Here is a 10,023-nt window from a genome sequence, read left to right as displayed (position 1 = left end):
GGACTCGTAGAGCGCGATACCGTCCTCGCGGGTCAACCGCTCCCCCGCGTAGACCTTCTCCTCCAGCTCACGCTTGAGCCCAGCGTCCATTCCGCCGTCCTGTGCGCGGGAGCCGCGCGCCCGGTCGGTGCGGTGCGCCGTCCAGGAGGGGCGCGAGTTGACCTGCTGCGCGGTGGTACGGGCGGCGTGCCGGTAGGCGTGGGCGACCGCGTCGGCCTCCGCCGCGTCCAGTTCCTGACCGCCCTCCGTCGCGAGAGCGATGATCTTCTCCGGTCCGAGGTCCCGGTTGCGCAGCACGATGCCGTTCACGACGGCGCGGCGCTCCTGGTCGTAGCGACGCAGCGCGAGGACCGGGTCGCCGTGGCGCGCGAGGCACCAGGCGAGGACACGGGCGTCGAGGACCGACTGGGAGCCGCCGTTCATGCCCATCGGGAACATCGGGTGGGCCGCGTCCCCGAGCAGGGCGATCCGGCCGGAGGTCCAGAACGGCAGGGGGTCACGGTCCATCATCGGGTACTCGTGGATGACCGGGGACCGGCGTACGAGCTCCGGCAGGTCGATCCAGGGCAGGTGCCACCGCGCCGCCGCCGCGAGCGCCTCCTCGGCGGGCACCGCGCGGCCCGTGAGCCGGGAGGCGGCGTCCGGCTCGGGGTGGCGGACCTCCAGCACCCAGTTCATGGCCGTGTCTTCGCCCGCCGCCCGCGGGTGCCCGATCGGATAGGCCACGAACTTGTCGCCGGGCTGTCCGCCCGCCACCACGATCGTGGAGCCGTCCAGCAGCGGCGGACAGGGCGCCAGGGCCCGCCACATGTGGACCCCGTTGGCGTGCACCGGCCCCTCATCGGGATGCAGTTGGCCGCGGACCGCGGAGTCGATCCCGTCGGCGCCCACGAGCACGTCGCAGCGCTCGGTGACGGACGTGCCGTGGTGGCGGTCGTGGAACTCGACGTGCACCTCGTCCCCGTCCGTCCGCAGCCGCCGGAAGGCCAACCCCGTGGCCACGGCCCGCGGTCCCAGCCGCTCGCGGACGGCGTCGAGCAGCATGCCCTGGAGCCGGCCGCGGTGGACGGAGTACTGCGGCCACTGGTAGCCACCGGCTGTCCCGAGCGGTTCCTGCCAGACGGGAGCGCCGGCGCGGTCGCAGTACAGCAGCCGCCGCGGTGGGACGGCGATGGCGGCCAGCGCGTCACCGAGGCCGAGTTCGGTGAGTTCGCGAACGGCGTGCGGCAGGAGGTTGATGCCCACACCGACGGTGTCGATGGTCCTGGCCGACTCGCGCACGACCGGTGCGAAACCGGCCTCGTGCAGGCTCAGCGCGGTGACCAGGCCCGCGATGCCGCCTCCGACGATGATGATTCTCATGCGTGTCCTTCGGGCTGGCAGTGTTCGACGACCACCGGCATGCCGCGGCGCGGGCGCATCGCCATGATGCTGGCCGGACGGACGGGTCCGGCCGACCGCAGGCGGGTGCGGCGCAGCAGTTCGATGAGGATGATCTTGATTTCAAGGGTCGCGAAGGGCGCCCCGACGCACCGGTGGTGCCCGCCGCCGAACGGCAGGTAGCCGGCGGGCGTGGCGGGGCGGTGCAGGGGGTGGTCGGGCCGCCAGCGCCCGGGGACGAACCGTCCCGGCTGCGGCCAGACCTCGGGCATCCGGTGGGTGACGAAGGGGCTGATCGCCAGCCGGGTACCCGCGCGGATGCTCAGGCCGCGGAACACGGTGTCCTCACGGGTGATCCGCGGCAGCACCACTACCGGCGGGTGCAGCCGCAGCGCCTCGTTGACCACGTCGTCGACGACCGTCATCTTCTCGAGCGTCTCCGGGTCCGCCTCCCCGTCCCCCAGCGTCTCGGCCACCTCCTGGCGGGCGGCCTCCCAGCTCCCGGGGTGGGTGAGCAGCATGTGCACCGTCCACGCCATGGCGGCACTCGTGGTCTCGTATCCGGCCACGATCAGGCTGATGACCTGGTCCTCGATCTCGTCGTCGCCGAGCGGGCAACCGGAGTTCGAGGGCTTGTCCAGCAACACGGTGAGCGCGTCGGGCCGTTCCACCGGGAAACGCCGCCTCGCGGCGATCTCCGCGCGGACACGCTCGGCCACCCAGCGCCGGGACCGGACGGCCCGGGCGGTCACCGGGTTGGGGACACCGGTGAGGAACAGCTGCAGCCCCAGCGGGAGGTCGGTGGCGTCCAGGGCGATCTGGAGCTTCCGGCCGATCTCGGCGTCCTGCCGGGCCAGACGGGTACCGAAGAAGGAGTCGATGGTGTTGCGCCGGATCAACGCCCGCAGTTCGGCGTAGAGGTCGACGCGCTGGCCCGTCCGCAGCCGGGTCAGCGCCTCCCGGGTGTTGACGGTCATCAGCCGGGCGTACTCCTCCAGGCGGCGCCGGTGGAACGCGGGAAGCACCAGGGGGCGCCGGCGCCGGTGCTCCTCCCCGTCGGTGACCAGCAGCGCGGTCTCCCCCAGTACGGGCAGCATCACGGCGAAGGAGTCGCGCCAGGAGAACAGCTGCGGGTTGGCGAAGACGAAGGAGTTGGCCTCGGGACCGAACAGGAACACCGCGCGCTGCGCCCCGTAGCCCACCTGCACGACGTCGCCGTGCCGGCGGCGGGCGTCGAGCATGCCGCGGAACGGGTCGATCGCGAATCGCAGCACCCGGTCGGGTGCGAGGGCCGGGATCGCCGCGTTCATCCGATCCCCCCTGCCGGTGTGGCCGCGGGCTCATCCCTCGAGTGCGGCCGGACGGCCTCGGGGAGCAGCCGGTGCAGGGTCGCGCGCAGCAGAGCGGGGGCGTCGCCGTACGGACCGGACAACTCCGCCGCCCGGGCGAAGGCGGTGGCCAGATGGCCGTCCGCGACCTGCCGGGCGCGGTCGAAGGATCCGCTGTCCTGGACGATGCCCGCGATCCGGGCCAGATTCGCACCGCTGGTCGCCGCGGCCAGGAGCGGTCGCAGTGCGGCGGAGTGACGCTCCATCGCGTAGAGCACGGGCAGGGTGTAGACGCCGTTGCCGAGGTCCGGTGCGGGGCCCGCTCCGGGGGGCGCGGGGTCGGCGGCGATGTCGGCGAGGTCGCGCAGGTCGTTCCAGATCTGGAAGGCCACGCCCAGGTGGTGACCGCAGGCCGCGGCCGCCTCCGCGCGGGTCTCGCCCCCGTCGGCGGCCAGGACTCCGAGCCGGGCGCTGAAGGAGAGCAGCGCGGCCGTCTTGCCGGCGACGGCGTGCAGATAGCCTTCGACGGACCGCTCGGGGTTGCCCGAGTCCCGGAGTTCGGCCAGTTGACCGGTGCAGATCTGCTGCGCGCAGCGCACCGCGCCGGCCAGTTCCTGGGCGCCCAGCGAGCCGGCCGTGCCGAGGGCCGTGGCAAGCAGGTAATCGCCGAGGACCAGGGCGGTGTTCTCGCCGTAGCGGGCGTTGACCGTCGGGACACCGCGCCGGATCGGCGAGCGGTCGCACAGGTCGTCGTGGTAGAGCGACGCGAGGTGCAGGATCTCGGTCGCCGAGGCGGCCAGCACCACCCGCTCGGTGGCGGGGGTCTCGCCGCCCGTGACGGAGGCGGTCGCGAGCACGAGGGCCGGCCGCAGCAGTTTGCCGGGACGGTCGACGAAGTGCTGTAGCGGAGCGAGGAGTTCGGGGTCTTCCGGGGTGAGCGCCTTGCGCACGGTTTCGCGCACCCGGTCCAGGTCGCCCAAGTAGGCGAGGCTCGTTGTCGGTTCTCGGTCCATGTCAGAGCCACGCCCCGATCGAGAAGAGCACGAAGTCCGCGATCATGAGGTAGTAGAGCCAGGCCCAAGAGATCATCGTGGGGCCCACCCGGGATCGGCCCACGGCGACGACCAGGTAGCCGGCCCAGGGCAGGGTGAGCAGTGGCAGCAGCAGCGCCGTCGAGCCCTCGGCGGCGGCCAGACCGGCGACCACGGCGTAGAAGCCGGTCAGGCAGACGCCGTAGAGCACCTTGGTGACTTCGGGACGGACCACCTGCGGCAGTGTGGTCTTGCCGACCGCGCGGTCCTTGTCCATGTCCCGGGCGTTGTTGTGCAGCATCAGTGCGGCGAAGAGGAAGCCCGGGCCGAGCGCGGCCACGGCGATCGTCCCGGTGATCCGGCCGGTGTTGAGGCAGGCCAGCACCATCGTCACCGCGACCCCGGTGACGAGGAAGTCGAGTGCTTCGCCCAGTGCGTGATGGCCCAGCGGGCGCGGGCCGCCGGCGTAGCCGAAGTAGGCCAGGTAGCACAGCGCGATGACCGGGAGCAGCCACAGGGTCGAGGCGACGGCCAGCACGACCAGCCCGATCCAGGCGACGACGAAGCACCCGAGTCCGACCGCGCGCAGGCGGTGCATGTCCAGGCCGAGCGCCAGGGCGCTCTCCGCCCGGACCCGGTCGGGACGGTCCAGGCCGCGCCGGTGGTCCTCGTAGTCGTTCCAGTAGCGCCGGCCGGCGCAGTCGGGCACGAGGACGAGCAGGGTGAGCGCGACCCGCCAGCCGACCAGCGGCTCCACGTGCCGTGCGGCCGAGACCGCGTAGAGGCCCTGGAGCACGATCACCAGGACCAGCGGCGGTCCCGCGGCGACCACCCAGCTGCGGAGCTGCCGTGCCCGCGCGACGGGCAGGGCGGTGTCGGAGGCCGAGGTCATGCCTCTCCCCTCCGTCCGGTGGCGGTCTTGGTGCCGATGGCCTGGAACATGACACGGCTGCCGCGGGTGGCGAACATGGGCACCGTGGAGCGGAGGTTGAAGAACCAGGGGATGAGGGCCCGTGCCTGCGGCCACAGACCGTAGATCCGCAGCGGTACCCCGCCCTGCGCCGCCGCCTCGAGCAGCCGGGGCCGGTTGATGAAGAGCCGGTGGTCATGGCACCCCTTCGGTGCCATGCCCGGCAGCGGGAGGTTCTCGGTGAGGGTGACGATCAGGATGCGGGCCAGCAGCGTGTCGGCGATCGTGTCCAGCAGCAGCGTCCCGCCGGGCCGCAGCACACGGCAGCACTCGGCCACCACCTTGTAGGGCTCCGGGACGTGCTCCAGGCACTGCCCGGCGACCACGACGTCCACACTGTTGTCGGGCATGGGAAGTGACGCGACGTCGGACAGCAGGGTCTCGTCCACACCGTGCGCCCGGGCGACTTCCAGCGAGCGCTCGGACTGGTCCACCCCCACGTGGCGGTAGCCCTTGCCGGCGATGTGAGGATGGAGCAGTCCGCCGCCGCAGGCCACGTCCACGAGTACGGCGTCCTCCCTCGTGGCGTCGGGGATGAGTTCGCCGCGCTTGGCGGCGATCCAGCCCAGTGCCGCGAACGGGCCCCGCGGATCCCACCACTGGTCGGCGAGTGAGTCGTACTGCGTCAGGTCGTTGGCGGTTACCCTTGCTCGTCCCACAGGTCCCCCTGATCGGTGTCGTGACAACTGCTCGGCGGGTGAAGGGCGGTCGGCGAAAGCCGGTGGCGAGGTGAAACACCCGCTACCGGGGCTCATGCGCGCCGGGCCGACCGACGGGAAAGGTTCGTGAGGTGAGTCGACGCGGCGCGCCGGTCCGGTGCACGCGGTGGCGTCACACCGCGGACGGGCGGCAGCAGGTCAGTCCTGCGGCGTCGTGGGCGTCGGGGAGGCCCGGTGGGAGAAGCGCCCCAGGGCCATGACGGGAAAGATCTGACGGTACATCGGGTAGCTCATGTAGAACTGCCGTGGCAGGACGGTGCCGTTGAACGACTGCTCGTCCCAGGAGCCGTCGGGCAGCTGGGTGCTCCCCAGCCAGGCGAGGGCCCGGGCGACCGGCTCGTCGTCCGCCGTCAGCCCCCCGGCGTGCAGGGCGAGCAGCGCCCAGGAGGTCTGGGTGGGGGTGGAGTCACCCCGTCCGATCCAGGCGTCGTCCTGGTACGAGCGCAGGTCCTCGCCCCAGCCGCCGTCGGGGTTCTGGTGCCGCAGCAGCCAGGCGACCGCACGGCGGATCGCCGGGTCGTGCGGCGGTCGGCCCGCCCGCGCCAGCGCCGTCACCGCCGCGGAGGTGCCGTACAGGTGGTTCGCGCCCCAGCGGCCGAACCAGGAGCCCTCCGGGGTCTGGTTCCGCAGCAGCCAGCGGATGGCACGACGCGCACCGGGGTCGTCCGAGAGCCCCTGGCCCCCCAGCGCCTCCAGCGCGTGCCCGGTGATGTCGGGGCACGGACGGTCGGTCAGTTCCGTGAAGTCGAGGACCGGCAGCCGGTCGGCGAGCCAGGAGTCGTTGTCGGCGTCGTAGGCGGCCCAGCCGCCGTCGCCGGACTGCATGGTCAGCAGCCAGCGGATACCGCGGTTGGAGGCTTCGCGCGACCGGGCGGCAAGGCTCGCGTCGACCGCCGCGACGCGGGAGAGCGCTTCGACGACGAGCGCGGTGTCGTCGCAGTCGGGGAAGTGCTCCTCAACGAACCCCACCGACCAGCCCCCCGGGCCGTGACCGGGGCGGGCGACCGCCCAGTCTCCCACCCGGCGGACCTCCTGCCCGAGCAACCAGCGTACGGAGCGGACCAGTTGGGGGTGGTCCCCCGGCACGCCGGCGTCGGTCAGCGCGCACACGGACAAGGCGGTGTCCCACACCGGTGTGGGCATGCAGTTGATGCGGCGGACCGGGCCGTCCGGGGTCTCCTCCCATACCGCGACGTCATCGAGCCCGCGGATCCCGGCCTTGACGACCGGGTGCTGCACGGTCAGTCCGGCCGCGTACAGGCCGAGCAGACAGAAGACGGAGGCGACGCTGCAGGCGAGCCATGCCCCGTCGGACTCCTGCCGGTCGGTGATCCACTGGACGCCGCGGCGCACAGCCGCGCGGCGCAACGGGGGCACGGGGTGTGCGTTGACCCACCGGACGGCCCGTTGGACACGCGCGGCGGCCCCGCCTCCCGCGGCCGGTGCGTCCTCGCCGCGTAACTCGTCGAGCCGGAAACCGGGATCCATGCCGGGGCGTGCGCAGTGGACGAGGCCGAGCGGCACCATGGCCAGCCTGGTCCAGGCGGAGAATCGGTAGAGGGACAGGGGTATCCGGTGCGGCAGCAACGGCACCTCGGGGAGTACGGCGGGGATGTCGTCCCAGTCCGCCTGGCAGAAGAGCGCGAGCCACAGCCGTGCCTCCATCCGGCAGTCGGCCAAGCCTCCGTGGGCCCGGACGAAGCGCGCCGCGTCGACCATGTGCGGCTGCCGCGGAGTGTCCCCGGCCAGACGCAGTGCGAGATATGCCTCGACGGTCGTCGACAGGTCTCCGGGGCTGCGCGGATACAACCCCCAGCTTCCGTCAGCGCGTTGCTGAGATCTGATCCAGCGCGCGGTGGCGGAGACGGTTCGGGATTCCTCTATTCCGAGGAGAATTCGCAGGAAAAGGTCGACGGCATCGACCATGACATTCGCGTCGGGACAATCCCCCCACCAGCCTTCCGGCTGCTGTTGCGACAATAGCCGGTCGACGCCGCGGGACAGCACAGTCTTCAGATCGGTGACCAAAGTACGTCCTCACCCAGCAGGCTGACATGGACACGATGGGCAATCGAAGGGCGGTACTTGACGGCTCTCGCACGTACTATAAGCATAGAGGCGACGCTCCGGTCCAGAGAATCTCCACCCGAACATCCACCCTTTACACGGAGGAAATCGGTCCGCATGCGAATACTGATCATCGGCGCCGGGATAAGTGGCCTGGCCGCAGCCCTTGGAATTGTGAATTCCGGGCACACGGTTTCCGTCTATGAACAATCGCCCGAACCCCGAGCCACCGGTGGCGCCGTCACCCTGTGGAACGGCGGCGTGGGCATCCTGCGGTGGTTCGGCGTCGACCTGGCCGGAGTCGGAGCCCGGATCGACCAGTTGGAGACCCGGTCAGAGACCGGAGAGAAGCTCTACACCATCGATGTCGCCCACGCGTCCCGGCGACTCGGCCACATGAGTCTGACCTGCCCCCGACGTCTACTGCAGCAACGCATCACGGAAGCGCTGCCGGCCGGCACGGTCCACTACGGGCACCGGCTCGCCGCCTTCACCCACTCCGGCAGCGGCGTCCGGGCGACCTTCGAGGACGGCACGGTCGCCGAGGCGGACATGCTCATCGGCGCCGACGGCCACCGCTCGGTGGTGCGCACCAGCCTGTGGGGCCACCACCCCCCGCGCCTGGCCGGCTGGGCCACCTGGCAAGGACTCTCCGCACAGCGGCACCTGCTCCCCGACCCCAACCGCGGCCTGATGATCAACGGCCGCCTCGGCTTCTGCGGACTGCTCCCCGCCGGCCCCGACACGCTCCAGTGGTGGTTCAGCCATCCCTGGCCGGGCGCGGACAAGGGGCCCGCCCTGCCCACGCTGCGCACGCGCTTCGGCCAGTGGGCGGATCCGGTGCCGCTGGTCCTGAAGACACTCCAGGAAGCGGACATCGAGGTCTTCCCGCACTACACGCACCGGGTCCCGGCACGCTGGGGCCAGGGAGCGGTCACACTGCTCGGTGACGCCGCACACACCATGCCTCCGATCGTCGCGCAAGGTGCCAACCAGGCCGTCGAGGACGCCTGGGCCCTGACGGTCGCGCTGCACGAGAGCCGCGGCCGGAACTTGCCCGAGGTGCTGCGACGGTTCGAGCGGTCCCGGGCGCGCCGCGTGGCGCCCATCGCCCGGTTGGCCGCGACCGAGTACACCTACCGGTACCACCCGCCCGCCTTCGACCGGCTCATCCCGGACGGCCTCGTCACCCGCGCCTACGCACAGTGGCTGCGGACCACCAGCGGCTTCGCGGGATCACGCGCGGTGGTCCCGGCCGACCTCACCCTCTCCGCCGCGCGGGCCCGGAAGTAACCGCGGTTCTTTTCGTCCATTCCGGATGGCCGTGAAACGGTGAACGGCTCCCACGAGTTTGAGGGAGACACCGTGGCGCCGCACACGGTTTCGGCCCTCACCGAAACTCGTGGTAGCGCCCAGCCTGGGAATGCCCGAAGATGTCAGGAGCGGGACATGTCGGGGATCGCGGGGGCGTGACGTTGCGACTGCATTTCACTACGGAAGACCTGGCCCGCGTTGTGCTGTTCCACCACTTGCTGCCGCAAATGAACGAGGCCGTGCTCAGTCTGCAGATCCTGCGCCGCACCGATCAGCGAGCCCGGTACGGGCCCTGGCGCGACTCCCTGCGGGGCCAGGTGCCCGCGCTGGTCCGCCCCCTGGCGGAACTGCTTCCCGTGCGCGGCTGGATCCCCGACTTCCTCACCCCGACCATCGTCGACACCCATGACGGCGCGGATGTCCTGAAGGGAATCAGCGTCACGCCGCATCACCGGATCGCCGACGAACTGAGAACACTGGCCGGTCATCACACCCTGCCCTCCTGGGCGGGTTCGCTCGCCCACGGCGACACCGACACCATGGCGGCCCTCACCAGCGCGATGGCCACCTACCACCACGTGGCCATCGCTCCCCACGTCCAGCAGATGCAGTCGGCCCTCGACAGCGATCTCGCCGTCCGAAGAACCGCCCTGGCCCAGCACGGCGTCGGCGCACTCCTGCTCGGCCTCCACCCAGCGCTCCGCTGGGAACCACCGGTACTGACCATCCCCAGCCGGGAGGACACCGACGTCCACTTGGCCGGCCGCGGCCTGGTCGTCGTCCCCATGGTGTTCTGCGGACCGACCCCCCGCTTCCTGCCCAACCCCGACGACATCCCCGTGCTGGTCTACCAACTCCCCCTCGACCCCGGCACAGGCCCCTTCACCAGCCCGCCCCCCGGGCGGCACCGCAAAGCCATCGACAAGATCCTCGGTACCAGCCGATCACGGATCCTGCACGTCATCCACACCACCCCGGGACTCACCACCAGCGAACTCGCCCAACGCGCCGACCAGTCCCTGGCCTCGGCCTCCGAGCACGCCACCGCGCTCCGCCACGCGGGCCTCACCACCAGCCACCGCGACCACAACAGCGTCCGCCACTACGCCACTTCCACCGCCGCCTCACTCCTCAGCGAGAGATCGCCCCGCTAGAGGGCCGTTCTCTCCCGGCGGCGGCAGGCCGCCCGGAGCCCGGCCGCGGGAGTGGTGGAG

General features: G+C 71.6%; 8 protein-coding genes. 2 read left to right on the top strand and 6 right to left on the bottom strand.

Annotated elements, in window-relative coordinates; all coding sequences use genetic code 11:
* From AB0M29_RS18800 to shc, 6 genes are all read right to left on the bottom strand, one after another.
* The coding region (locus AB0M29_RS18800; RefSeq protein ID WP_365383843.1) for an FAD-dependent monooxygenase at window positions 1–1,362 on the bottom strand (1,362 nt) is incomplete at its 3' end.
* Entirely contained in the window at window positions 1,359–2,690 is a 1,332-nt protein-coding gene (locus AB0M29_RS18795; protein WP_365383841.1) for a cytochrome P450, read from the bottom strand. The genes AB0M29_RS18795 and AB0M29_RS18800, both read right to left, overlap by 4 nt.
* A complete protein-coding gene (locus AB0M29_RS18790) occupies window positions 2,687–3,721 on the bottom strand; it encodes a polyprenyl synthetase family protein (protein WP_365383839.1) in 1,035 nt (344 codons plus the stop codon). Before AB0M29_RS18790 ends, AB0M29_RS18795 begins: the two co-directional genes overlap by 4 nt.
* Window position 3,722: 1 nt before the next feature.
* On the bottom strand, window positions 3,723–4,631 hold the full coding sequence (locus AB0M29_RS18785; RefSeq protein WP_365383837.1) for a prenyltransferase: 909 nt from the start codon (window positions 4,629–4,631) through the stop codon (window positions 3,723–3,725).
* On the bottom strand, window positions 4,628–5,368 hold the full coding sequence (locus tag AB0M29_RS18780) for a methyltransferase domain-containing protein (protein WP_365383835.1): 741 nt from the start codon (window positions 5,366–5,368) through the stop codon (window positions 4,628–4,630). The genes AB0M29_RS18785 and AB0M29_RS18780 overlap by 4 nt, the downstream gene beginning before the upstream one ends.
* Window positions 5,369–5,566: 198 nt before the next feature.
* Window positions 5,567–7,435 carry a squalene--hopene cyclase gene (shc, locus tag AB0M29_RS18775; protein WP_365383852.1) on the bottom strand — a complete coding sequence of 623 codons (1,869 nt, stop codon included), beginning with the start codon at window positions 7,433–7,435 and terminating at the stop codon, window positions 5,567–5,569.
* Between the two features lie 177 nt (window positions 7,436–7,612).
* Between shc and AB0M29_RS18770 the strand changes: the two genes are divergently transcribed.
* Both AB0M29_RS18770 and AB0M29_RS18765 read left to right on the top strand, forming a co-directional pair.
* Window positions 7,613–8,788, top strand: a complete 1,176-nt coding sequence (locus AB0M29_RS18770; protein ID WP_365383834.1) for an NAD(P)/FAD-dependent oxidoreductase — start codon at window positions 7,613–7,615, stop codon at window positions 8,786–8,788.
* Window positions 8,789–9,036: 248 nt separating this feature from the next.
* The gene (locus AB0M29_RS18765; RefSeq protein WP_365383832.1) at window positions 9,037–9,963 is read left to right on the top strand and encodes a winged helix-turn-helix domain-containing protein; all 927 of its coding nucleotides are present in this window, start codon (window positions 9,037–9,039) and stop codon (window positions 9,961–9,963) included.
* Window positions 9,964–10,023: the final 60 nt, after the last annotated feature.

Source organism: Streptomyces sp. NPDC051976, assembly GCF_040680795.1.
Taxonomy (GTDB): domain Bacteria; phylum Actinomycetota; class Actinomycetes; order Streptomycetales; family Streptomycetaceae; genus Actinacidiphila.
The sequence above is the reverse complement of the archived record's forward strand: the minus strand, read 5'-3'. Positions and strand labels throughout refer to the sequence as shown.